This is a genomic window from Hymenobacter rubidus, from assembly GCF_016734815.1.
Lineage (GTDB): Bacteria > Bacteroidota > Bacteroidia > Cytophagales > Hymenobacteraceae > Hymenobacter > Hymenobacter rubidus.
Genome location: NZ_JAERQF010000023.1, coordinates 42892 through 66594, shown reverse-complemented (window position 1 = coordinate 66594; position 23703 = coordinate 42892). Strand labels below are relative to the sequence as shown.

17 protein-coding genes are annotated in these 23703 nt (G+C 62.9%); 12 read left to right on the top strand and 5 right to left on the bottom strand.

Translation table 11 applies throughout. The features are described 5' to 3' along the window. The first annotated feature begins 97 nt into the window (after window positions 1-97). The 9 genes from JKL48_RS15405 (at window position 98) to JKL48_RS15365 (ending at window position 13957) form a co-directional block, all read left to right on the top strand. Window positions 98-1621, top strand: coding sequence for a RagB/SusD family nutrient uptake outer membrane protein (locus tag JKL48_RS15405; protein WP_201984036.1), 1524 nt, complete (start codon window positions 98-100; stop codon window positions 1619-1621). Between the two features lie 173 nt (window positions 1622-1794). After that, on the top strand, window positions 1795-3666 hold the full coding sequence (locus JKL48_RS15400; RefSeq protein ID WP_201984035.1) for a glycoside hydrolase family 2 protein: 1872 nt from the start codon (window positions 1795-1797) through the stop codon (window positions 3664-3666). Window positions 3667-3791: 125 nt separating this feature from the next. Further along, window positions 3792-5228 carry a hypothetical protein gene (locus JKL48_RS15395; RefSeq protein ID WP_201984034.1) on the top strand — a complete coding sequence of 479 codons (1437 nt, stop codon included), beginning with the start codon at window positions 3792-3794 and terminating at the stop codon, window positions 5226-5228. Between the two features lie 137 nt (window positions 5229-5365). Further along, complete coding sequence (locus JKL48_RS15390; protein WP_317191949.1) at window positions 5366-6220, top strand: sialate O-acetylesterase; 855 nt, start codon at window positions 5366-5368, stop codon at window positions 6218-6220. Window positions 6221-6442: 222 nt separating this feature from the next. Continuing rightward, a complete protein-coding gene (locus tag JKL48_RS15385) occupies window positions 6443-8728 on the top strand; it encodes a glycoside hydrolase family 3 N-terminal domain-containing protein (RefSeq protein ID WP_201984031.1) in 2286 nt (761 codons plus the stop codon). 189 nt (window positions 8729-8917) lie between these two features. Beyond that, window positions 8918-9733, top strand: coding sequence for an SDR family oxidoreductase (locus JKL48_RS15380; protein ID WP_236668835.1), 816 nt, complete (start codon window positions 8918-8920; stop codon window positions 9731-9733). A 197-nt stretch (window positions 9734-9930) separates the two neighbouring features. Further along, on the top strand, window positions 9931-11094 hold the full coding sequence (gene uxuA / locus JKL48_RS15375) for a mannonate dehydratase (RefSeq protein ID WP_201984029.1): 1164 nt from the start codon (window positions 9931-9933) through the stop codon (window positions 11092-11094). 24 nt (window positions 11095-11118) lie between these two features. After that, the gene (locus JKL48_RS15370) at window positions 11119-12042 is read left to right on the top strand and encodes a pirin family protein (protein WP_201984027.1); all 924 of its coding nucleotides are present in this window, start codon (window positions 11119-11121) and stop codon (window positions 12040-12042) included. Window positions 12043-12361: 319 nt separating this feature from the next. After that, window positions 12362-13957 (top strand): protein adenylyltransferase SelO, encoded by a 1596-nt coding sequence (locus tag JKL48_RS15365; RefSeq protein ID WP_201984026.1) that lies wholly within the window; start codon window positions 12362-12364, stop codon window positions 13955-13957. A 116-nt stretch (window positions 13958-14073) separates the two neighbouring features. On the opposite strand, the gene JKL48_RS15360 is transcribed toward JKL48_RS15365, so the two are convergent. From JKL48_RS15360 to JKL48_RS15340, 5 genes are all read right to left on the bottom strand, one after another. Continuing rightward, entirely contained in the window at window positions 14074-16200 is a 2127-nt protein-coding gene (locus JKL48_RS15360; RefSeq protein ID WP_201984024.1) for a prolyl oligopeptidase family serine peptidase, read from the bottom strand. Between the two features lie 260 nt (window positions 16201-16460). Then, the gene (locus JKL48_RS15355; protein WP_201984023.1) at window positions 16461-17801 is read right to left on the bottom strand and encodes a PQQ-dependent sugar dehydrogenase; all 1341 of its coding nucleotides are present in this window, start codon (window positions 17799-17801) and stop codon (window positions 16461-16463) included. Window positions 17802-17934: 133 nt separating this feature from the next. Further along, entirely contained in the window at window positions 17935-18513 is a 579-nt protein-coding gene (locus JKL48_RS15350; RefSeq protein ID WP_201984022.1) for a hypothetical protein, read from the bottom strand. Window positions 18514-18607: 94 nt separating this feature from the next. Continuing rightward, the gene (locus tag JKL48_RS15345) at window positions 18608-19003 is read right to left on the bottom strand and encodes an NUDIX hydrolase (RefSeq protein ID WP_201984021.1); all 396 of its coding nucleotides are present in this window, start codon (window positions 19001-19003) and stop codon (window positions 18608-18610) included. A gap of 81 nt (window positions 19004-19084) precedes the next feature. Then, window positions 19085-19666 (bottom strand): acyltransferase family protein, encoded by a 582-nt coding sequence (locus tag JKL48_RS15340; protein WP_201984020.1) that lies wholly within the window; start codon window positions 19664-19666, stop codon window positions 19085-19087. 17 nt (window positions 19667-19683) lie between these two features. Here JKL48_RS15340 and JKL48_RS15335 point away from each other — a divergent pair, with 17 nt between their 5' ends. The 3 genes from JKL48_RS15335 to JKL48_RS15325 all read left to right on the top strand — a co-directional run bounded on the left by JKL48_RS15335 (window position 19684) and on the right by JKL48_RS15325 (window position 23601). After that, on the top strand, window positions 19684-20418 hold the full coding sequence (locus JKL48_RS15335) for a DUF72 domain-containing protein (RefSeq protein ID WP_201984019.1): 735 nt from the start codon (window positions 19684-19686) through the stop codon (window positions 20416-20418). Between the two features lie 85 nt (window positions 20419-20503). Then, a complete protein-coding gene (locus tag JKL48_RS15330) occupies window positions 20504-20866 on the top strand; it encodes a winged helix-turn-helix domain-containing protein (RefSeq protein WP_201984018.1) in 363 nt (120 codons plus the stop codon). 56 nt (window positions 20867-20922) lie between these two features. Further along, on the top strand, window positions 20923-23601 hold the full coding sequence (locus JKL48_RS15325) for a TonB-dependent receptor (RefSeq protein ID WP_201984015.1): 2679 nt from the start codon (window positions 20923-20925) through the stop codon (window positions 23599-23601). The last annotated feature ends 102 nt before the right edge of the window (window positions 23602-23703 follow it).

Genomic DNA, 23703 nt, shown 5'->3' with positions numbered 1-23703 from the left:
TTCGCTGCGCTCTGCATGACCGTTTCAGCATGACCGTTCTTATCCCAACATGACGTTCTGATAATTGACACTTTTCACCCCCTGAATCATCCCCACCATGACTTTCAAAAAAATACTCACCGGCGCAGGTTTCGCCGCCTTGCTGGGCTCGGCCTTTTTGGGCACCACTTCCTGCCAGAAGGATTTCATCGACCTCAACGACCCCACCCGCATTCCCACGTCGGAAACCTACCAGGACTCTTCCAGCATTGCTACCGGCGTCACGGCCGCGTATTCGTCCTTGCAGGATATCTACGGCAAGGCCGGCAGCAACATTGGCCTGTTCGTGTTCTCGGAAGTCCCCTCCGACAACAGCCAGGCCGTGGTGGAAGGCCAGGGCTTGGGCGAGTTCGACTACTTCAGCATCACCTCGGCCAATGGCCGCCTGCAAAGCCAGTGGACGGTGACCTACCGCGGCATTGCCCGCTGCAACATCATCATCAGCCGGGCGCCGGGCGTGAAGCTCACCACCGCCCTGCGCAACCGCTACATCGCGGAAATGAAGTTTATCCGGGCGCTGGAATACTTCAACGCCGTGCAGATATGGGGCGATATTCCGCTGGTGACCACCGAAATTTCCACCGTGGCCGACGCCTACACCTACGGCCGCAAGCCCGTGGCCGACGTGTACGCCCAGATTGAGAAGGACCTGACCGAGGCCGCCGCCGACCTGCCCAACGTGTACCCCACCACCACGTCGGTGTTGGCCAACGCCAACCCCGGCCGCGCCACCAAGGGCGCCGCCCGCGCGCTGCTGGCCAAAGTGTACCTCACCGAGAAAAAATACCCCGAGGCGCAGGCCACGCTACAGTCCTTCCTGACGGACTACGACAACGCGACCAACTACCGCCTGCTGCCCAACTACGCCGACATTTTCGCGATTTCCAACGAGCTGAACGCCGAAATCATCTTCGCCGTGCGCTACTCGAAAGGCGGCTTTGGCACGGGCAGCCCGTTCACCAACTACTTCGCCCCGCTGGCGGCGCAAGCCGGCGGCGGCCAGGGCTTCCAGTACAACTCGGTGCGCAAGGACCTGGTGGATGCCTTCACGGCCAGCGGCGCGGCCGACACGCGCTACAACGCCGAGCTGGGCGGCCCCGTGACGGTGGGCGGCGCCTCGGTGTACTACACCAAAAAATACTTCGATACGCCCACCACGGTTAGCGACGCGGACAATGACTGGATTGTGCTGCGCTTCGCCGACGTGCTGCTCATGTACGCCGAAGTGCTGAACGAGCTGAACCGCCCCGCCGAAGCGGTGCCTTACGTGAACCGCACCCGCGTGCGCGCCGGCCTCACCGGCCTGGCCACCACGCTGGACCAGGCCACGCTGCGCCTCGCCATCGAAAACGAGCGCCGCCTGGAGCTCAACATGGAAGGCCACCGCTGGTTCGACCTCGTGCGCACGGGCCGCGCCTACGACGTGATGAATGCTCACTTCACCAAGTACAACATTCGGAGCAACGGCGGCACGGCGGGCGCCCCTATTCAACTCAATCCGGATAAGCACCAGCTGCTGTTCCCCATTCCGATTCAGGAAATCCAGACCAACCCGATTATCACGCAAAACCCGGGTTACTAATAGGCCAGAGGGAGAAAAAAGAACGTCATGCCGAGCGCAGCCGAGGCATCTCGCGTGCAGCAGTAAACCCATTCGATTGAATTACTACCACACGCGAGATGCCTCGGCTGCGCTCGGCATGACGTTCTTTTCCCCTTTGTTGCTGGCTTTCTTTTTCCCCTTTCAGTCCGAACATGACCTTTCCCAACCCGTTGAAGATGCTGCTGGCGGCCTTGCTGGGCGTCGTCGGCTTCTTCACCGCGCCGGCGGCCCGCGCCCAAACCAGCCTGATTCAGAACGCCCCGGCCCGCCGCATGCTCAGCCTAAATGGCAGTTGGAACTACATCATTGACCCCTACGAAAACGGCTTTTATGACTACCGCCGCGAGGCGTTTGACAAGTCGGCCACCGGCAAGGGCGGCTACTACGACAACGCCAAACCCAGCAGCCCGCAGGAGCCCGAGTTGATTGAGTACGACTTCGACCACTCGGCCGCGATGCAGGTGCCCGGCGACTGGAACTCGCAGGACCCCAAGCTGCTGTACTACGAAGGCACCATTTGGCTGAAAAAGAGCTTCAGACTGACGCCCGCGGTCGGCAAGCGCTATTTCCTCTACTTCGGAGCCATCAACTACGAGTCGCACATCTACCTCAACGGCAAGAAGCTGGGCATGCACCAGGGGGGCTTCACCCCCATCCAATACGAGGTGACCGGCAAGCTCAACCCCAGCGGCGAGAACTTCGTGGTGGTGAAGGCCGACAACACCCGCCACCTGGAGGCCGTGCCCACCATCAACACCGACTGGTGGAACTACGGCGGCATCACCCGCGACGTGTTCATTGCCGAAGCGGCCGAGACGTTCATCACCGACTACAAGGTGCAGCTGGCCAAGGGCAACCGGAGCCAGCTGGCCGGCTACGTGCAGCTGGACGGCGCCGGCAAAAGCGGCCAGACCGTGACGCTGAACATCGCCGAAGCTGGCATCAAGCACACCCTGAAAACCGACGCCGAGGGCCGCGCCACCTTCAGCATCCCCGCCAAAAAGCTGCAGCTGTGGTCGCCGCTGAGCCCCAAGCTCTATGCCGTGACGCTCACGAATGGCGGCGAGACAGTGCAGGACCGCATCGGCTTCCGCACCATCGAGACGCGCGGGCAGGACATTCTGCTAAACGGCAAATCCACATTCATGCGCGGCATTTCCATTCACGATGAAAACCCGCTCATCCCCGGCCGGGCGCGCGGCGAGGGCGACCTGCGCATGCTGCTCACCTGGGCCAAAGAGCTGGGCTGCAACTACGTGCGCCTGGCTCACTACCCGCACAACGAAACCATGCTGAAGCTGGCCGACGAAATGGGCCTGCTCGTGTGGGCCGAAGTGCCGGTGTACTGGACCATTGCCTGGCAAAACCAGCCCACCTACCAAAACGCCGAAACCCAGCTCTCGGACCTGATTTCGATGGGAAAAAACCGGGCCAGCATCGTGGTGTGGAGCATCGGCAACGAAACCCCGCTGAGCGACCCGCGCCTGAAGTTCATGAGCAGCCTGGCCCAAAAAGCCCGCAGCCTCGACGATACCCGCCTGATTTCGGCCGCCCTGGAGCTGCACCGCACCCCGGACAACGTGATTCACGTGGACGACCCGCTGGGCGAGTCGCTGGACCTGACCAGCTTCAACGAGTACGCTGGCTGGTACTGGGGCGGCAAGCCCAGCGAAATCACCAAGTACACCTTCGACATCAAGTACAACAAGCCCGTCACCATCAGCGAGTTTGGCGGCGACGCGCTGGGCGGCTACCACGGCGACGCCGACACCCGCTGGAGCGAAGAATACCAGGAAGCACTGTACCAAAACCAGCTCAAGATGCTGAGCACCATCAAGGGCCTGCGCGGCATGACGCCCTGGATTCTGGCCGACTTCCGCGCCACCCGCCGCCAGCACCCGGTGTACCAGAACGGTTTCAACCGCAAAGGCTTGATTTCGAGCACAGGTGTGAAGAAGAAAGCATTTTTCGTGCTACAGGAATATTACCGGCAGCAGGCAGCTAAGTATGATAACGGGAAATGATGACGAACTGGAACCGCCAACTATCAACCTCACCCCCCGGCTCCCTCTCCCGCGGAGAGGGGGAGCCAAGCGCGAGAATCGTTGAACACCCCCCCTCTCCGCGGGAGGGGGGGCCGGGGGGTGAGGTGAGCCGCCTGCTGACGCTGGCATTCCTCGGCCTCACCCTCACCGCCCACGCCCAAACCGCCTCCCGCGACAGCGCCGAATACACCCTGCGCGTGGCCGCCAAAAAGACCATTAACAACTCCCAGATTGACGGCAAAGCCGGCTTTTCGGAGTATAAGAACTACCCCACCCGCACCATTGCTACGCTGCAGGGCTTCAAGCCTGCCACCATCAAGCTGGACAAGTACGGCGGGCGGCTCGACAGGAAAACCAAGGCCACCGGCTTTTTCCGCGTGGAGAAAATAAGCGGGCGCTGGTGGGCCGTGGACCCCGACGGCTACTATTTCCTGCACAACGCCCCGAACGACGTGCAGCCCGGCCGCTCGGAGCGCACCCAGCAGGCGCTGAAGAACAAGTATAAGGACATGGCTGGCTGGATGACGGCCACCCGCAAGTTCTTCTTCGCCAACGGCTTCAATGGCGCGGGCGCGTGGTCGGCCACCAAGGAAATTCAGGCCGAGAACGCCAGGGCCGACCAGCCGCTGGCCTACACCATCAACCTCGATTTGATGAGCGGCTACGGCAGCAAGCGCGGCGGCACCTACGTGCAGCCCGGCCACAAGGGCTACCCCAACGACGTGATTTTCACCTTTGACCCCGGCTTTCAGGAGTACGTGGAGGAGCGGGCCAAAGCCCTGGCCGCGAACCGGAAGGACAAGAACCTCTTCGGCTATTTCTCCGACAACGAGATGCCGCTGCTGCGCAAAAACCTCGACGGTTACCTGAAGCTGCCCCCCGCCGAGCCCGGCTACCAGGCGGCCAAGAAGTGGGCCGACGAGCGCAGCATCACCCTCGAAACCATTACGGACCAGAACCGAATGGATTTCCTGGCCTATGCGGCCGACCGCTACTTCTCCATCGTGGCCACGGCCCTGAAAAAGTACGACCCCAACCACCTGTACATCGGCTGCCGCTTCCACGGCGCCCAGCGCTACTACCCCGAGCTGATGCGCGTGGCCGGGAAGTACCTCGATGCCATCAGCATCAACTACTACAACAACTGGACGCCCGAGAAGCAGTGGGTGCGCGACTGGGAGCAAATTTCGGGCAAGCCGTTCATCGTGACCGAGTGGTACGTGAAGGGCGAGGATGCCCCCGGCCTGGCCAACACCGCCGGCGCCGGCTGGGTGGTGAAGACCCAGGCCGACCGGGGCCGCTTCTACCAGAATTTCACGCTGGGCTTGCTCGAATCGAAGAATTGCGTAGGCTGGCACTGGTTCAAATACCAGGACAACGACCCCACGCTGGTGGGCGCCGAGCCCTCAAATACCAACGCCAACAAAGGCATCGTGGACAACAACCTGGAGCCCTACACGCCCCTGCTCGACCAGATGCGCGAGCTGAACCAACAGATGTACCACCTGGCTGATTTTTTCGACCAAAGGCCACCGATGTAAGTAGTCCGTCATGCAGAGCGCAGCGAAGCATCTCGCTCGGCCTCGTCTTCACGATTGGGCTACTACCACACGCGAGATGCTTCGCTGCGCTCTGCATGACGTTCAGATTAACAAAAGCTAAAATGATAACCCATCTTGTGCCCCTATTATCCCTCCTGCTCCTGGCCCTGCTGCCAGCGGCCGGCCTGCGGGCGCAAGTCCTGAAGCCCCGCTTGCGCCAGGTAATAAACCCACCCGTCCGCAAGGAGAAATTTCAGCTCTACCTGCTCATCGGCCAGTCAAACATGGCCGGGCGCGGCGCCGTGGAAGCCCAGGATACTGTGCCCAACCGCCACGTGCTGCGCCTGAACCCCGCCGGCCAGTGGGAAATAGCCAAAGACCCCATCCACTTCGACAAAACCGTGGCCGGCGTGGGCCCGGGCCTGACCTTTGGCCGCCTGATGGCCGCACCGGACACGAGCCTGACCATCGGCCTGATTCCTTGCGCGGTGGGCGGCTCCGGCATTGATGCATGGACGCCCGGCGCCTACTTCGAGGGCACCAAAACCCACCCCTACGACGACGCCCTGGCCCGCGCCAAAACCGCCCTGCAAGCCGGCACGCTGGCCGGCATCATCTGGCACCAGGGCGAGACGGACAGCACGCCCGAGAAAAGCGCTTCGTACCAGTCGAAGCTGCAGGCGCTGATTGGGCGGCTGCGGGCTGACCTGCAGGCGCCCAGCGTGCCGTTTGTGGCCGGGCAGCTGCCGGCTTATCAGATTAACAAGCCCAGGGCCGACGGCCAGGCGCAGGTGAACGAGTCGGCCGTGCGCCTCAACGAGGCGGTGGCCGGGCTCGCCAAGCAGGTGGCGCAGTACGGCTACGTCACGGCCGAGGGCACTACCGACATTGGCGACCATACGCACTTCAACGCCGTTTCGGCCCGGCTCATGGGGCAGCGCTACGCAGTGGCCATGAAGCAGCTACAACTCAAGCCCAAACGCAAAAAATAGCTTCCCAAACTTACCCGCCGGCTGGCCCGGCGCGCTGTGCTTATCTGGCGGCCGCCGGCCCGGCCCGTGGCCGCAAAGCAGCTGCTCCGAACCCCACGACGCCTCCCGATGATGGTGGGAACGTTTGACCGAGGCCTCGTTCGGAGCCGCTGCGGCCGGTGGTCGCCAGAATGCACAAACTTTATTTCCCAGCCAAGCCATTGGCTTTTTCTCCGCACTCGAATGAATTTCTCGTTTCCTAAGCCCCTGCTGCCGCTGCTGTTTCTCGGGCTGCTGCCCGGCACCGCCGCCCTGGCCCAGAAGAAAAAACCCGCCCCGGCAACTGCCGCTGCGAAGGCCACCAGCCCCGCCGACATCGAACGGCGCATCTCCGACTTGCTGGCCCAGATGACGCTGGAAGAAAAGGTGGGCCAGCTCAACCAGTACTCCGGCCGCGAGGTGACTGGCCCGGCCAGCGACCGCAAAAACACCTTGCTCACCAGCATCCGCAACGGGCAAGTGGGCTCGATGCTGAACGTGAAGGGCGTGAAGGACACCCGCGAAATCCAGGCCGAAGCGCTGAAATCGCGCCTGCACATCCCGCTGCTGTTCAGCCTCGACGTCATTCACGGCTACCAGACCACCTTCCCCATTCCGCTGGGCGAAGCTGCTTCCTGGGACCTCGACGCCATCCGGCTGGGCGCGCACGTAGCGGCCCGGGAAGCCGCCGCCAGCGGTATTCACTGGACCTTCGCGCCGATGGTGGACATTGGCCGCGACCCGCGCTGGGGCCGCGTGATGGAAGGCGCCGGCGAAGACACCTACCTCGGCTCGCTCGTTGCCAAAGCCCGGGTGCTGGGCTTTCAGGGCGAGAAGCTGGGCGGCACCGATGCCGTGATGGCCTGCGCCAAGCACTTCGCGGCCTACGGTGCGGCCCTGGCCGGCCGCGACTACAACGCCGTGGACATGAGCGAGCAGCAGCTCTGGGAAACCTACCTGCCGCCCTTCAAGGCCGCCGCCGATGCCGGCGCGGCCACGTTCATGAACTCATTCAACGCGCTGAACGGCGTGCCCGCTACCGGCAACCGCTACCTGCAGCGCGACATTCTGAAAGGCCAGTGGCAGTACCCGGGCTTCGTGGTGAGCGACTGGGGCTCCATTGGCGAAATGGCCAACTGGGGCTACGCAACCGACAAGACCGACGCCGCCCAACGCGCCATCACGGCTGGCTCCGACATGGACATGGAAAGCGACGTCTACCACCAGAAGCTGGCGCAGCTGGTGAAGGACGGCCAGGTAAAAACCGAACTTGTGGATGATGCCGTGCGCCGCATCCTGCGCAAGAAATTCGAGCTGGGCCTGTTCGACGACCCGTACCGATTCTCGGACGAAACGCGCGAAAAGCAGGTGCTGGCCGACCCGCAAAACCGCGCCGCCGCCCGCCAGATGGCCCGCAAGTCGCTGGTACTGCTGAAGAACGACAACGCCACGCTGCCCCTGGGCAAAACGCTCCGCCGCATCGCCCTCATCGGCCCCATCGCCAAGGCCAAGCGCGACCTCAACGGCAGCTGGAACGTGGACGCCGACACCACGCGCATTACCTCGCTCTACGACGGCCTGCGCCAGCGCGCCAGTAAGACCACCGAGCTGCTCTACGCCAAGGGCTGCGAGGTTTCGGGCGACAACCGCGCCGGCTTCGACCAGGCCGTGGCCGCTGCCCGCAACGCCGACGTCGTGGTGATGGCCGTGGGCGAAAGCTGGGACATGAGCGGCGAGGCTAAGTCGCGCACCGACATTCACCTGCCCGGCGTGCAGGAGGAGCTGTTCAAAGCCCTGAAAGCGACCGGCAAGCCCGTGGCCGTGGTGGTGTTTGGTGGCCGTCCGCTGGTGTTCGATGCCATTGCCGAGCAGGCCGACGCCATTCTCTACGCCTGGTGGCCCGGCTCGGAAGGCGGCACGGCGCTGGCCGATGTGCTCTACGGCGACTACAACCCGGCCGGCAAGCTGCCCATCACCTTCCCGCGCAACGTGGGCCAGATTCCCATTGCCTACAACCAGCAGTACAACACCGGCCGCCCCGTTACGAAGCCCGGCGACATCCGCTACAAATCGGCCTACATCGACGCGCCCAACACGCCGCGCTACGCGTTCGGCCACGGCCTGAGCTACACCAGCTTCAAGTATTCGGACCTGAAAATCAGCCACCCGCAGCTGCAGGCCGGCGAGGCCGTGCAGGTGAGCTTTACCATCACCAACACCGGCAAAGTAGCCGGCGAGGAAGTAACCCAGCTCTACGTGCGCGACCTGGTGTCGTCCGTCGTGCGCCCGCTCAAAGAGCTCAAGGACTTTCGCAAAATCAGCCTCAAGCCCGGCGAAAGCCAAACCATCACCTTCACCGTCGACAAAAACAAGCTCGCCTTCTACAACGCCAAGCTGGAGTGGCAGGCCGAGCCCGGCAAGTTCAACCTCCTGGTGGGCAGCGCCTCGGATGACATCCGCCTGGAAGGCGCGCTGGAGTTGCTGCCGTAACAACGTTATGCAGCACGAAGATGAACGTCATGCAGAGCGCAGCCGAGGCATCTCGCGTGTAGCAGTAACTCAATCGTTGAACGATGCGAGCGAGATGCCTCGGCTGCGCTCGGCATGACGTTCGAAAACCCCTGTTTTAATATCTACCAACCCAAGCTTTTAATATCTACCAACCCAAGCCCTATGCCAATGCCCAACCAATTCTCGTTAGAAAACAAGGTCGTCATCATCACCGGGGCCACCGGGGTGCTGGGCGCCTCCATGTCGTTGGCCGTGGCCGAGGCCGGGGCCAAAGTGGCCATTCTGGGCCGCAACGCCGAGCGGGCCGAAGCCCGAGCCGCCGCCATCCGCAACGCCGGCGGTGCGTGCCTGGTCGTTCTCGGCGATGTGCTGGACGTGGGCCAGATGAATGCGGCTTGCGATACCATTATGCGCACCTGGGGCCGCATCGACGGACTGGTGAATGCCGCCGGCGGCAACATGCCCGGCGCCACCGTTGGCCCCAGCCAAAACCTGTTTGATGTGGGCATTGAAGACACCCGCCAGGCCGTGGATTTGAACCTCTTCGGCACCATCATCCCGACCACCGTATTTGGCCGCGTAATGGCCGAGCAGGGCAGCGGCTCCATCGTCAACATCTCTTCGCTCACGGCCCAGCGGCCCCTCACCCGCGTGCTGGGTTACACGCTGGCCAAAACGGCTATTGAAGGCTACACCCGCTGGATGGCCACCGAGCTGGGCCAGCGCTACGGCGGCGGCATCCGCATGAACGCCATCGCGCCCGGCGTGTTTCTCACCGAGCAAAACCGCAGTCTGATGCTCGAAGCCGACGGCTCGCACACCGACCGCGCCCGCAAGTTTATCGCGAATACGCCCTTCGGCCGCTTCGGCGAGCCCGAGGAACTGACGGGGACGCTGATTTACTTGCTCAGCAGCGCCTCGCGCTTCGTGAATGGCGAAACGGTGGTGGTCGATGGTGGTTTTAATGCTTATAGCGGCGTGTAAAAACTTTAGTTGTTCTGCCGAGGCGCCTCCCCCCCCGGCCCCCTCTCCGAAAAGGAGAGGAGGAGCCAGTCGACAACGTTTGCTTATTATTGAACACAACTATTGAACACGACGCCCGCACTACCGTGGCTCCCCCTCTCCTTTTCGGAGAGGGGGCCGGGGGTGAGGCGCTTCGGCAGAACAAAACCCTAGAAAAAATGCCCATCATCCAAAGCTGGCGCTGGTACGGCCCCAATGACCCTGTAGGTCTCGCCGACATCCGCCAGGCCGGCGCTACCGACGTGGTTTCGGCCCTGCACCACATCCCCAACGGCCAGGTCTGGACCGTGGAGGAAATCAAAAAGCGCCAGGAAATCGTGCGCGCCGCCGGCCTCACGTGGAGCGTGGTGGAAAGCGTGCCCGTGCACGAAAACATCAAAACCCGCACTGGCAACTTCCAGCAATACATCACCAACTACCAGGAGTCGCTGCGCAACCTGGCCGCCTGCGGCATCTTCACGGTCACCTACAATTTCATGCCCGTCCTCGACTGGACGCGCACCGACCTAGCCTACGAAGTAGAAGACGGCTCCAAAGCCCTGCGCTTCGAGAAAGCTGCCTTCGTGGCTTTCGATACGCTGCTGCTGAAGCGCCAGAACGCCGCCCAGGACTATACGCCCGAGGAGCTGCGCAAAGCCGAAGCCCGCTTCGCGGCGATGAGCGACGACGAGAAGCAGCTGCTGCAACGAAACATCATTGCCGGCCTGCCGGGCAGCGAGGAAAGCTTCACGCTGGGGCAATTCCAGCAGGCGCTCGACGCCTACGAAGGCATCGACGCGGCCAAGCTGCGCGAGCACCTGATTCTGTTTTTGCAGGCCGTGGTGCCCGTGGCCGAGTCGGTGGGCATCAACCTGGCCATCCACCCCGACGACCCGCCCTACGCCATCCTGGGTCTGCCCCGCGTGGTGAGCACCGCCGAGGACGTGGCCGCGCTGGCGGCCGCCGTGCCTTCGCGCAGCAACGGCTTGTGCTTCTGCACCGGCTCCTTCGGCGTGCGGGCCGACAACGACCTGCCGGCCATGGTGCAGCAGTTTGCCGAGCGCATTCACTTCATTCACCTGCGCAGCACCCAGCGCGATGCCGAGGGCAATTTCTACGAAGCCAACCACCTGGAAGGCGACGTGGACATGTATGCCGTGATGCGCGCGCTGGTGCAGGTGATGCGCCAGCGCAACGTGAGCCTGCCCATGCGCCCCGACCACGGCCACCAGATGCTCGACGACCTGCACAAGAAAACCAACCCCGGCTACTCGGCCATCGGCCGCCTGCGCGGCCTGGCCGAGCTGCGCGGCCTGGAAATGGGCATCAGCCGCAGCCTATAACGCGGTCCGTAAATAGCGCACGTCATGCTCGACCTTGTGATTGATGCCCGCCCGGCCGCCATTATGCCTGGTTTCGCGGTGCAACGCATCCTCCCCTACCGGCTGCGGCGCATGCTGGGCCCGTTCATATTCATGGACCACGCCGGGCCGGTGAGCGTAGCCCCGACGCAGATGTCAAGTCTCGACGTGCTGCCGCATCCGCACATCGGCCTGAGCACGGTGAGCTACCTGTTTGGCGGGCAGGTGACGCACCGCGACAGCCTGGGCGTGGAGCAGCTCATCCGGCCCGGCGAGGTGAACTGGATGACGGCCGGCGCCGGCATTGCGCATTCCGAGCGGTTTGAGGACCCGGCCGCGCTGGCCGGCGGCGCCCTGGAAATGATTCAGACCTGGGTGGCGCTGCCAGAAGCCGACGAGGAACAGGCGCCCACCTTCGCCAACTACCAGCCGCAGCAACTACCCATCTTCACCGATACCGGCGTGTGGATGCGGCTCATTGCGGGCGACGCCTTCGGGCTGAAAAATGACGTCAAAAACCATTCGCCGCTGTTTTACCTGCACGTGGTGTTGCAGGCGGGCGCCCGCTTCGGCCTGCCCCGCGGCTACCCCGAGCGCGGCGCCTACGTGGCCAAGGGCCGTGTGGAAGTGAGCGGCCGCGCCTACACGCCGGGCCAGTTGCTGGTTTTCACGCCCGGCCTCGACCCCGTGCTGGTGGCCCACGAGCCGAGCACGCTGCTGCTGCTGGGCGGCGAGCCGCTGGGCGAGCGGTTCATCTGGTGGAACTTCGTGTCGTCGCGCCGCGAGCGGATTGAGCAGGCCAAAGCCGACTGGCAAGCCGGCCGCATTGCCTTGCCCCCGAACGACAACACGGAATTTGTGCCGCTGCCGCAAGACCGCACCCGCCCGGCGGGCACGGGCTCATCGCCGCCTCCACAGGCGTTGTCTTAGCAGCCATTAGATGGCCGTCAGACCCGTCCTGCTGAGTGCAGTCGAAGCATCTCTACTGCAGCAGTAAATTCAACCGAAGGATTACTTGCGCGGTAGAGATGCTTCGACAAGCTCAGCAGGACGGGTCTGAATTGGATATATCATTCTTGGGGAGAAGCCTCTTAGCAACCGCCCTGATGCCCAGCCACCAGGCACCGTAGTGCCTTGCGCCGTAAAGCTCAGCCAAAACATGCGGGCCTGCGGGCCGTTTGGACAAGGCCAGTCGCCGCGCCATTGGGGTGCTGCGTACTTGGCTTTGCCACCCCAAAACTGCGCTGCCATGAATGCCTCTCCCGTTGACCAAATTTCCTTCCAAAACCCTTTTGTGGACGAGCTGCGGGGCGAAACATCCGGCAACAAAGGCTCGCGGCAGGTGCCCGGCTACTGCTACTCGCTGGTGCAGCCCACGCCCGTGGAAAGTCCGCACTTGTTGGCTTGGTCCGAGGAGATGGGCGACTTTCTCGGGCTGGCCAAGCCCACCGAGCGCGGCCCGGCGGTGGATGCGCTGGCTGGCAACCTCGTCACGGCCAGCATGAAGCCCTTTGCGGCGCGCTACGGCGGGCACCAGTTCGGCAACTGGGCCGGGCAGCTGGGCGACGGCCGCGCCATTTCGCTGGGCCAGGCGGTGGCCGTAGACGGGTCGCGCTGGGAAATCCAGCTGAAGGGCGCCGGCCCCACGCCCTACTCGCGCCGCGCCGATGGCCGGGCGGTGCTGCGCTCTTCGCTGCGGGAGTTTTTGTGCAGCGAGGCCATGCACCACCTCGGCGTGCCCACCACCCGCGCCCTGAGCTTGGTAGGCACCGGCGACGAAGTGGTGCGCGACATGTTCTACAACGGCAACGCCCAGGCTGAGCCGGGCGCCATTGTGGCGCGGGTGGCACCCACCTTCATCCGGTTTGGCAACTTCCAGCTGATGACGGCGCAGGGCGAAATCGACAACCTGCGGGCCCTGGCCGACTACACCCTGCGCCACCACTACCCCGAGCTGGGCCCGCCCTCGCCCGAAACGTACCTGCGCTGGTTTGAGGAAGTGAGCCGGCGCACGGCCGTGATGATTGCGCACTGGATGACCGTGGGCTTTGTGCACGGCGTGATGAACACCGACAACATGTCCATTCTGGGCCTCACCGTCGACTACGGCCCCTACGGCTGGCTGGAACCATACGACCCCGACTGGACGCCCAACACCACCGACTTCGGCTCGCGGCGCTATGCCTTTGGCCAGCAGCCCCGCGTGGCCCTGTGGAACCTGATGGCCCTGGCCCAAGCCCTGACGCCCCTGGTGCCCGATGCCCAGGCACTACGCAGTGGCCTGAACGAGTACGCCAGCACCCTGGCCAGCACGCAGCACACGCTCCTGCTGCGCAAACTGGGCCTGACGCCCCTGATGCCCGACGAGGACCGCGCCCTGACCGAAGCCCTGCCCCAGGCCTTGTCGGAGCCTGAGATTGACATGACGCTGTTTTTCCGGCAGCTCTCGCACCTGGCTCCCGCGCTGATGGCTGCGCCGGATAATGAGGCGGCCCTGTTTCAGGAACTGATTGCAGCTGCGGCCTATTCGGCAGCACCCAACGAGGACCGCAACCTGCTGCAATGGCTGCGGCAGTATGCTACGCGCCTGCGGCAGGAGGCCGCCAGCGGGGAAGAAACCCGCACCACCATGTTGGCAGCCAACCCGAAATACGTGCTGCGCAACTACCTCGCCCAGCAAGCCATCGAAGCCGCCCAAACCGGTGACCTAACCGCGCTGGAAACCCTCATGCACGTTCTCAAAACGCCGTTTGACGAACACCCGGACCACGCGGCCCTGGCGGCCAAACGCCCCGACTGGGCCCGTGACAAACCGGGGTCGGCCACGCTCTCGTGCAGTTCCTAAGCCCACAAAGGGAGCCCGCCCGCCTCTGCGCTGCGCTAAACACCCGATTCCCCGACCACCAAAAAGCCTGCCGCCCCCATTGGGACGGCAGGCTTTTTTGCAAAACCAAATGAAATTTAATTGGCCTGGTAGGGCACCAGGCCCATATTCTGGAACATGAAGGCCCATTTATCGGTCTGCTCGCCGATGACCTGGGCCGTGGAGCGGCCCGCGCCGTGACCGGCTTTGGTTTCGATGCGGATGAGCACGGGCGCCGGGCCCTGCTGCGAGTCCTGCAGGCGCTGGCCAAACTTGAAGGAGTGTGCGGGCACCACCCGGTCGTCGTGGTCGGCGGTGGTGACCATGGTGGCGGGGTAGCGGGCCGGCTTGATGGCGTGGTAGGGCGAATACTTGTAGAGGTACTGGAACATCTCGGGCGAGTCCTGGGCCGTGCCGTAGTCGTAGGCCCAGCCGGCGCCGGCCGTGAACTGGTTGTAGCGCAGCATGTCCATCACGCCCACGGCCGGGAAGGCCACTTTGCACAGGTCGGGGCGCTGGGTAATGGTGGCGCCTACCAGCAGGCCGCCGTTGGAAGCGCCCGAGACGGCGAGGTGGTCGGTGTCGGTGTATTTGTTGGTTTTCAGGTACTCGGCGGCGGCGATGAAGTCGTCGAACACGTTCTGCTTTTGGAGCTTGGTGCCGGCCAGGTGCCACTTTTCGCCGTACTCGCCGCCGCCCCGGATGTTGGCCACGGCGTATACGCCGCCGTTTTCCAGCAGCACGATGTTGGACGTGCTGAAGCCCGGCGTGGAGCTGGCATTGAAGCCGCCGTAGGCGTAGAGCAGCGTGGGGTTTTTGCCGTTCAGCACGGTGCCTTTTTTGTAGGTGATAATCATGGGCACGCGGGTGCCGTCTTTCGAGTTGTAGAACACCTGCTTCGACTCAAACTTGGTGGGGTCGAACTGCACGCCGGCCTTCTTAAACACCGTGGACTTGCCGGTGGCAATGTCGTACTTGAAGATGGTGGGCGGGTAGATGTAGGACGTGAAGGTGTAGTAGGTTTCCTTCTCCTCTTTTTTGGTGCCGAAGCCGCTGGCCGTGCCCACGGAGGGCAGCGTGATGCTCCGCTCCTTCTTGCCGCTCATGTCGTACTGCTCAATGAGCGAGGTGGCGTCTTTGAGGTAATTGGCGAAGATTTTGCCGCCGCCAGTGCTGGCGTTCAGCACGTTTGCGGTTTCGGGAATGAGGTCTTTCCAGTTGGCGGGTTTGGGGTTGGCGGCGTCCACGGTTACCACGCGGTTGTTGGGGGCGTTGTAGTTGGTTTCGATGTAGAGCTTGCTGCCCACGTTGTCAAGCACCCCCACGTTGCTTTTCTCATTATCCACCACCTGCACAATGGCGCCGCCCGGCTTGCTCAAATCCTGGATGTACAGCTCATTACCGGTGGTGGTGTTGGCGGCGTTAATGACCAGGAAACGTTGGTCCTCCGATACGGAAGCGCCGATGTAGCGGCGCGGCACTTTCTCGCCGCCAAACACCAACTTATCGGTGCTTTGCTTGGTGCCCAGCTTGTGGTAGTACAGCTTGTGAATCTGGGTTTTGCCGGCCAGTTGGCTGCCCGCCTTGGGCTTGTCGTAGCTGCTGTAGTAGAAGCCGTCGTTGCCGTGCCAGGCCAGGCCCGAGAATTTTACGTCCTTCAGCGTATCGCCTACGATGGTTTTGTCGGCCGCACGCAGCACGATGACTTTGCGCCAGTCGGAGCCGCCTTCCGAAATCTGGTAGGCGGCCAGGCTGCCATCCTTGGTGAAGCTGATGCCGGCCAGCGAGGTAGTACCGTCTTTTGAGAAGGTGTTGGGGTCGAGGAATACTTCCGGCTTGCCCTCGGCACCCAACTGCCGATATAGCACGAATTGGCTTTGCAAACCGGTGTTTTTCGAGAAGTAGGTGTACTTACCTTCCTTCTGCGGGGCCGTGTATTTCTCGTAGTTCCACAGCGTTTCCAACCGCTTGCGAATGGTTTCGCGGAACGGAATCTGGCTGAGGTAGTTCTGCGTCACCTTGTTTTCGTCCTGCACCCAGGCCTTCGTGTCGGGCGCCTGGTCGTTTTCGAGCCAGCGGTACGGGTCGGGCACCTTGGTGCCGAAATAAGTAGTGACGGTATCCACCTTCTTGGGCTGCGGATAAGGCAGCGTTTTGATGGGCGTTTGGGCCAGGGCCTGGCTGCCAACGGCCAGCGCTGCCAGCAGAGCGGAGATTTTTCTCATCGGTTGCTATTTGGTGGGCGTGATAGCCAGAAAGGTAAGACAGAACCTGTTTTCTACCATACTTCCCATCAAACTCAGCCAAGCAGAGCGTTCGACTGGTGTTTGCTCACCCGTCATGCAGAGCGTAGCGAAGCATCTTTACCTCAATAGTAAACCAATCGTTGCGGTCGCGTTGTGCGGTAAAGATGCTTCGCTACGCTCTGCATGACCGTTAAACACCCTGCATGACGGCCTAACGTATACATACCCAAACAGCCTTGCTAGTGCACGGCGCTCACCCGCCATATTTTATCGCCTGCGTCGTCGGCTACCAGCAGGGAGCCGTCGGGCAGGGTGGTTACGCCCACCGGCCGGCCGTAGGCATCCTTCGAGTCGCCGCCGGCCAGGAAGCCGGTGAGGAAGTCCTCGGGCGGGCCGCTGGGCTGGCCGTTGGCGAAGGGCACGAACACCACTTTGTAGCCCGCGTACTGCGAGCGGTTCCAAGAGCCGTGCTCGCCGATGAAGGCCCCGTGGCGGTACTTGGCCGGAAACGCATCCTTGTCATAAAACGTGAGGCCCAGGGCCGCTACGTGGGCCCCGAGGGGCACGTCAGGCACCAGGGCTTTCTTGACGAGGTCGGGCCGCTCATTTTTGCGGCGGGGCTCTTCGTTCTGGCCGTAGTACGAGTAGGGCCAGCCGTAGAAACCGCCTTCTTTCACGCTGGTGAAGTAGTCCGGCACCAGCTCATCGCCCAACTCGTCGCGCTCGTTCACCACGGCCCATAGCTTGCCGGTGCCGGGCTGCCACTGCAGGCCAATGGGGTTGCGCAGGCCGCTGGCATAAATTTTCTCGCCGGTGCCGTCGGGGTTTATTTCGAGAATGTTGGCGCGGCGCACCTCGTTTTCGGCCCCGTGTTCCTGCACGTTGGAGCCGGAGCCCACGGTGACGTAGATTTTGGAGCCGTCGGCACTGGCCAGCAGGTTGCGGGTCCAGTGGTTGTTGTAGCCGCCTTTGGGTAGGTCGAGCATGCGCTGGCCGGAGCCCGCAATTTTGGTAGCGCCGGGCTGGTAAGGAAAGCGCAGCACGCCATCGGTGTTGGCCACGTAGAAGGCATTGCCCACAATCAGCATGCCGAAGGGCTGGCTGAGGTTGGCGAGGAAGGTGGTGCGCAGGTCAGGCTTGCCGTCCTGGTTGGTGTCGCGGAACAGCGTGATGCGGTTGGCGCTGTGGTCGCGCAGCGAGCGGGATTTGTCCAGCTTTAGCTCGGCGGCCACTTTTTTGGTCATCGTCATCGGGATGGTGCTGGCCTCGGCCACCAGCACGTCGCCGTTGGGGGCCACGTAGAACCAGCGCGGGCTGTCCAGGTTGCCCGCGTACTCGGCCACGCTGAAGCCAGGGGGCGCCGTTGGCGTGCGGCCGGCCGGCCAGGGCTGGATGTTGACCCGGTGGGTGACCGATTTGGTGGCGTAGGGAGCCGGCAGATGCACGGGTTCGGCGGCGGGTGTGGTCAGGGTTTGGGCCGGAGTGTTGGCGGCGGCTTCCTGTTTTTCCTGGTTGCTGGGGCCACCGCAGCCCACCAGCAGGGCCAAGGCGGCCAGGGGTAGCGCAGAGTAAGTTGACATACGGGCAAAGAAATGGTAGTCAGCGGCTCCTATTATTGCCGCTGTAAGACAGGCATTTAAGACTTATTCTGAAGATTGTTGCGGCCGGCAGCAACCCGGCTGGCTGCCGCGCCCTAACTGTCCTGCGCCTTGATTAAAGCGAGGCAGCCGTTGAAGCCGGCAGGGGCGCCAGTTTCTGGAGCAAGGTCAGCAGCAGGTGGTACACGTCCTGGAGTTGTGCCGGGTCGGTCAGGGCCGTGTCTTTGCTGAATTCCAGCACTGCTTCCTCGTCGGGCGCCGAGCCGGTGGGCTTCAGCACCAGGCGCAGGTCGCGGTAGCGGAGCAAGGTATGGCGCAGGTCGGGGTCGGCCAGCAAGTCGTGCAGGGTGGCCGGCTCGTTGGTGGTGATGATGAAGGCAGCATCAATTTCGGGGTCGCCCAGCTCAATATCGGTCAGGCCCAGGAGCTTGCCCAGTTCGTGCACCCAATCCTGCTCGTGCAGGGCAAAGCGCAAAGGCACCGGCCGGGGCAGGCGCGCCGTCATGGTCGTCGACTCGCTGCCGCTTTCGAAGCCGCCGCCCAGGTCGATGTCCACGGCGACATACACCTCGTACCCGCCTTGCTGCAGCACGGCTTCGTACTCAAACCACTCTCCCCGCTGAGCCATATCGGCGGCTACCTGCTGCCAGATTTCGGCCTCCGTGTTGCCGGTAAATGTGCGTAGTGCATCCATAAACGGTAGGGGCAGCGTTTCGCTGGCTGCCCACCGCTATGTACTCCTTTCGGCCGATGCAAGTTGTGGGTGGGAACGTCGGCGGCCCGGCCGGTTAGTCGGCCAGCAACTGTTGTCCCCGCAGCCAGTCAAAAATCAGCTGGTCGACGGCGGACACCTGCTCCCGGTGCCGGTAGGTGAGCCACGCCACTTCTTCGATTTCGGCGGCGGGCTGCAGCCGGCCGGTGTAGCGGGCGTAGTAGCACGTCATGCGCACAAGCACGCCCGCCGGGTGGCCGTGGGCGGGCGCCTCCCACACCCCGGCCAATTGCAGGCTGGCCGGGTCGAGGGCCACGGTTAGCTCTTCTTCGATTTCACGCAGCAGGGTCTGCGCATCGGTTTCGCCGGCTTCGCGCTTGCCACCGGGAAAGTAGAACCGGTCTTTGCCCCGGCTGCGGGTGCTCAGCACGTGGCCATTGCGCAGGTGCAGCCAGGCAATCTTATCAATCATAACGCAAGGCTATTTTCGGTTTTGTATGGCTTTTGAGGACAGTTAAAAGTTAACAATCCCGGTTGCTTTCACTGTTAACTTTCAACTGCCCAGCGGCGAATTGGCCCGTAGCGGAGTTGGCCGGGCCCGGCCCAGCACGCGCCGGAACCACTTGTTGAGCGGTTCTTCTACCAGCCAATATAACAGGATGGACGCGCCATAGAGGAGCAGCAGGGGCAGCACGGGATTGGGCAGGTGTCCGCGCAGCAACTGCTGCCCCACGCCCATGTGGATGAGGTAGAACGCGTAGGAGCTTTTGCCCAGCAGCACCAGCGGCGGCCTGCCCAGCAGCGGCAGGGCCACGCTGTTGAGCAACATGCCCGCCGGAGTCAGCACCCCGAACGCCCCAATGGCTGGGCCGTGCAGCAAGCTCAGGCCGCCCAGGCACAGCAGCATGCCCGCCAGGCCGGCGTAGGTCGGGCCGTGCGGCGGGGCTACGGGCAGCCCACGCGGCAGCAGCCCGGCCAGTGCCGCCCCCACGAAAAACTCGACGGCCCGCCCCAGGTAAGTAAATTGAAACAGAAAATTGAACGAGCCAAAAAAGCCGTGCCACGGCTGCTCCCGGCGCAGCAGCAGCGGCAGCGTCGCTTCGGCGCCTTTGCACGTATGGCTGCTGGTCTGCATTTTTCATTTTACAAGCTATGAACGTGGCTATATACATCGGCTGTTCCGGGTTTTCCTTCCGCGACTGGAAAGGCATTTTTTACCCTGCCGACTTGCCGCCGCGCAAGTGGTTTGCCTACTACTGCACCCAGTTTAACACGCTGGAGCTGAACGTGACCTTCTACCGCATGCCGGAACTGAAGGCCTTCGAAACCTGGTACGCGCAGAGTCCGCCTGGCTTTCGCTTCGCCGTGAAAGCGCCGCGCCAGGTGACGCATTACAAGAAATTCAACGCCGAAGCCCAGCCCATTCTGGCCGATTTTTACGGCACCGTGGCCGAGGGGCTGAAGGAAAAACTGGGCCCCGTGCTCTTCCAGCTTCCGCCCAAAGCCGCCTACACCGACGAACTGCTCCACCGCCTGCTCGACAGCCTCGACCCGGCGTTCCAAAACGTGGTCGAGTTTCGCCACCCCAGCTGGTGGGATGGCGAGGTGCAGCGCATCCTGGCCCGGCACGGCATTGCGTTCGTGGGCCAGAGCTACCCGCCGCCCCTGGAGCTGCCCGATGAGGTAGTGGCCAATACCGACACGGTGTATTACCGCTTCCACGGCGTGCCGGAGCTGTATAAATCGCCTTATAGTCCGGGATTTCTGGCCCGCATTGCCGCCGAAATCAAGGCCGCTCAAAACGTGCGCGCAGTGTACCTGTTTTTCAACAATGGCATCGGGGCCGTGGGCGTCGAAAACGCCCGCCAGATGCAGCAGATGGTGTAGCGTGGACTCTGCGCGTCCGCGCCTGGGCGAATGGTGCATCAATGCGCGGACTCCCACGAGTCCGCGCTACGCGTATACTTGCCCCATGAAAACCTTGCTCCTGCCCACCAAAACCTACCGCCTCAACGGCCGCTTGTGGCTCGAAACCGAGGACGGCCGCTTCCTCGGCATTGGGCGGCTGGAGCTACTGGAACAGATTGCCGCGCTGGGCTCCATCTCGAAGGCGGCGCAGGCCATGGGCATGTCTTACAAGCGGGCCTGGGACCTGGTGAGCTCCATGAATGCGCAGGCCGCCAGCCCACTGGTCGCCACCCAAACCGGCGGCAGCAAAGGCGGCGGGGCCGCTGTAACGGAGGCCGGGCAGGAAGCTGTTGTGGCGTTTAAAGCCCTACAGGCGCGGTTTCAGGAATTTATGGCGCTCGAAACAAAGCATCTGCAAGGAAGTTGAGTAAGCCGCGAAGCGTTATATCTTCGCCAATACAACGAAACTTCACTTTTGCCCGTTTGAAACTTCCTGCTCCTCCCGCTGCCCGCCGCGGCTTCTGCCTCTCAGTAGTTTCACTGGCAGTGCTAGGCCGGCCCCAAATCGCCGGGGCCCAACCCACTGCCCCGGCGGACACCACCCGCAAAAACGTGGGTTTGGAAGAAGTCGTCGTGTCGGCATCGCGGGCAGAGGAAAGCTTTTTGCAGTCGCCGGTGACGGTGGAAAAGCTCAACCCGCGCGCCCTGCGGCTCACGCCCGCGCCGTCGTTCTTCGATGCCATTGAGCACCTGAAGGGCGTACAGGTGATTACGCCCAGCCTGGGTTTCAAGGTAATTAACGCCCGGGGCTTTACCAACACCACCAACGTGCGCTTTGCCCAGCTGGTGGACGGGGTTGACAATCAGGCGCCGCACATCGGCGGGCCAATTGGGAATATGCTCGGACCGAGCGATTTGGACATTGGCTCGGTAGAAATTGTGCCGGGCACGGCCTCGGCGCTATACGGGCTGAACGCCATCAACGGGCTGGCGAATTTTCAGACGAAAAACCCGTTCAATTCGCAGGGGCTGAGCGTGCGGCAGCAAACCGGCATCAACCACATGAACGACCCGAATGTAAAGCCGTTTGGAGCGGGCAGCTCGCCGGAAAAAATCTATTCCGAAACCAGCTTGCGCTACGCCAAGGTACTGGTGGCCAATAAGCTCGCTTTTAAAATCAACGCCACGTACCTGCGGGCCTACGACTGGATTGCCAACGACCAGACCGACCTCAACGCCAACGGCAACGCCACGACCGGCTTGTTCGGGGCCGACAACCCGGCCCCGGACCAGGTGAACCGCTACGGCAACGAGTCGTCGGACCGGAGCACGCTCACGCTGGGCGGCAAGCAGTATTCGGTGGCGCGCACCGGCTACGACGAGCGGGACTTGGTGGATTATACCCTCAAGAGCCTTAAGGCTGATGCGGCGCTGCACTACCGCTTCCGGCCCGGCACGGAGCTGACCTATACCTACCGCGTGGCCGGGTTCGGCAACGTGTACCAGCGCTCAAACCGCTTCCGCCTGCAGGACTACCGCCTGCAGCAGCACGCCCTCACGCTCACCACGCCCGTGGTGCAGGCCCGCGCCTACCTCACCCAGGAAAACACCGGCCAGAGCTACAACCTGCGCTCGATGGGCGAGAACATCGACCGCAGCTTCAAGCCCGACGCGCAGTGGAACACCGACTATGCGGGGGCCTGGAACGCCGCCGTAGCCGCTGGCCAGCCCGTGGCCACCGCCCACGCCACCGCCCGCACCGCCGCCGACGCCGGCCGCCCGCAGCCCGGTACCGACGCCTTCAACCAGCGCCTGAGTGAGCTGCAGGGCATCAACAACTGGGACGTGGGCGCGGCCCTGCGCGTGCGCGCCGACCTGCTCCACGGCGAGGCCCAGGTGAACATTGCCGAGGCGCTACGCCGCAGCGGCCGCGCCCTGCCCGCCAGCCTCGACCTGCTGGCCGGCGCCGACCACCGCACCTACATTGTGGTGCCCGACGGCAACTATTTCATCAACCCCAACCCCGGCAAAGACCCGCTCACCGACAACCTGACTTACTCGAAAACGGGCGGTTTCGTGCAGGCCGGTGGCCGGTTTCTGGCCGACAAGCTGCGCTTCACCGCCACGCTGCGAATCGACAAAAACGACTACTTCGCTACCCAATTCAACCCGCGCTTCACGGCCGTTTTCTCGCCCACGCAGCGGCAGAATTTCCGCGTCAGCTACCAGAGCGGCTACCGTTTCCCGAGCTTGTTCGAGGGCTTCTCGAACGTAAACAGCGGGCAGGTGAAACGCATCGGCGGGCTGCGCGTGATGTCGGATGGGGTGTTTGAGAACAGCTATTTGCGCACGAGTATTGATGCGTTCAATAACGCCGTTACGGCCAGCATCAACGCTAATACCTCCTCGGCCACGGCAGCCCAGAAGCGCCAGCAGGCCATTGCCCAGAATCAGAATATGCTGGTCAAAAACCCTTACACCTACCTCAAACCGGAGTACATCCGCTCGTTTGAAATCGGCTACAAGGCGGCTTTTGGCCCCACTGGTCGGCTGGTGTTCGATGTGGATTTCTACTACAATTCCTACCGCGACTTTATTGCCCAAGTGGAGGCCTACGTGCCGCAAACCACCGCCGGCCAGCCCCTCAACACCGGCACCGACCTCAACTCCATTGCCACGGCCCTGAATGCCCGCACCGGCCAGGCCCGCTACCGCCTCTGGACCAACTCGCAAAGCCAGGTGTACAACTACGGCGGCTCGGCCGGCCTGCGCTATGAGGTGGGCCGCGGCTACCTCATTGGGGCCAATACCACCTACACCCGCCTCGACCGCACCGAAAACGGCGACGGCCTAGAAGACGGGTTCAATACTCCGCGCTGGGCCTACAACCTGAGTCTGGGCAATGAAAACGCCTACCGCAACTTCGGATTTGGCCTCCATTACCGCTGGCAGCAGGGCTACTATTCCCAGACCTTTCTGGTGAATGGCGACGTACCCGGTTATCATACGCTCGATGCTCAGCTGAGCTACGCCGTGCCCGTTGCGCAGGTGCGCTTCAAGCTGGGTGCCAGCAACGTGCTCAATAACTACTATGTGTCCTACCTCGGTGGGCCGAGCGTGGGCGGGCTGTATTACCTGGCCGTAACGTATTCGGCATTTTAAACGCCAAGTGCTGGCGGACGGGGCGCGATGGAACGCAGCCAGTGGACACAAAAAAGGCCTGCTCGTTGAGAGCAGGCCTTTTTGCTTGTTTAGGCTCGTCGG

Bases quoted from the DNA above. Each gene is read 5' to 3' on its own strand.
- JKL48_RS15385 (WP_201984031.1), top strand. From the start codon at position 6,443: ATGAATTTCTCGTTTCCTAAGCCCCTGCTGCCGCTGCTGTTTCTCGGG.
- JKL48_RS15365 (WP_201984026.1), top strand. From the start codon at position 12,362: ATGAATGCCTCTCCCGTTGACCAAATTTCCTTCCAAAACCCTTTTGTG.
- JKL48_RS15360 (WP_201984024.1), bottom strand. From the start codon at position 16,200: ATGAGAAAAATCTCCGCTCTGCTGGCAGCGCTGGCCGTTGGCAGCCAG.
- JKL48_RS15380 (WP_236668835.1), top strand. From the start codon at position 8,918: ATGCCCAACCAATTCTCGTTAGAAAACAAGGTCGTCATCATCACCGGG.
- JKL48_RS15345 (WP_201984021.1), bottom strand. From the start codon at position 19,003: ATGATTGATAAGATTGCCTGGCTGCACCTGCGCAATGGCCACGTGCTG.
- uxuA (WP_201984029.1), top strand. From the start codon at position 9,931: ATGCCCATCATCCAAAGCTGGCGCTGGTACGGCCCCAATGACCCTGTA.
- JKL48_RS15340 (WP_201984020.1), bottom strand. From the start codon at position 19,666: ATGCAGACCAGCAGCCATACGTGCAAAGGCGCCGAAGCGACGCTGCCG.
- JKL48_RS15355 (WP_201984023.1), bottom strand. From the start codon at position 17,801: ATGTCAACTTACTCTGCGCTACCCCTGGCCGCCTTGGCCCTGCTGGTG.
- JKL48_RS15405 (WP_201984036.1), top strand. From the start codon at position 98: ATGACTTTCAAAAAAATACTCACCGGCGCAGGTTTCGCCGCCTTGCTG.
- JKL48_RS15330 (WP_201984018.1), top strand. From the start codon at position 20,504: ATGAAAACCTTGCTCCTGCCCACCAAAACCTACCGCCTCAACGGCCGC.
- JKL48_RS15350 (WP_201984022.1), bottom strand. From the start codon at position 18,513: ATGGATGCACTACGCACATTTACCGGCAACACGGAGGCCGAAATCTGG.
- JKL48_RS15370 (WP_201984027.1), top strand. From the start codon at position 11,119: ATGCTCGACCTTGTGATTGATGCCCGCCCGGCCGCCATTATGCCTGGT.
- JKL48_RS15400 (WP_201984035.1), top strand. From the start codon at position 1,795: ATGACCTTTCCCAACCCGTTGAAGATGCTGCTGGCGGCCTTGCTGGGC.
- JKL48_RS15335 (WP_201984019.1), top strand. From the start codon at position 19,684: ATGAACGTGGCTATATACATCGGCTGTTCCGGGTTTTCCTTCCGCGAC.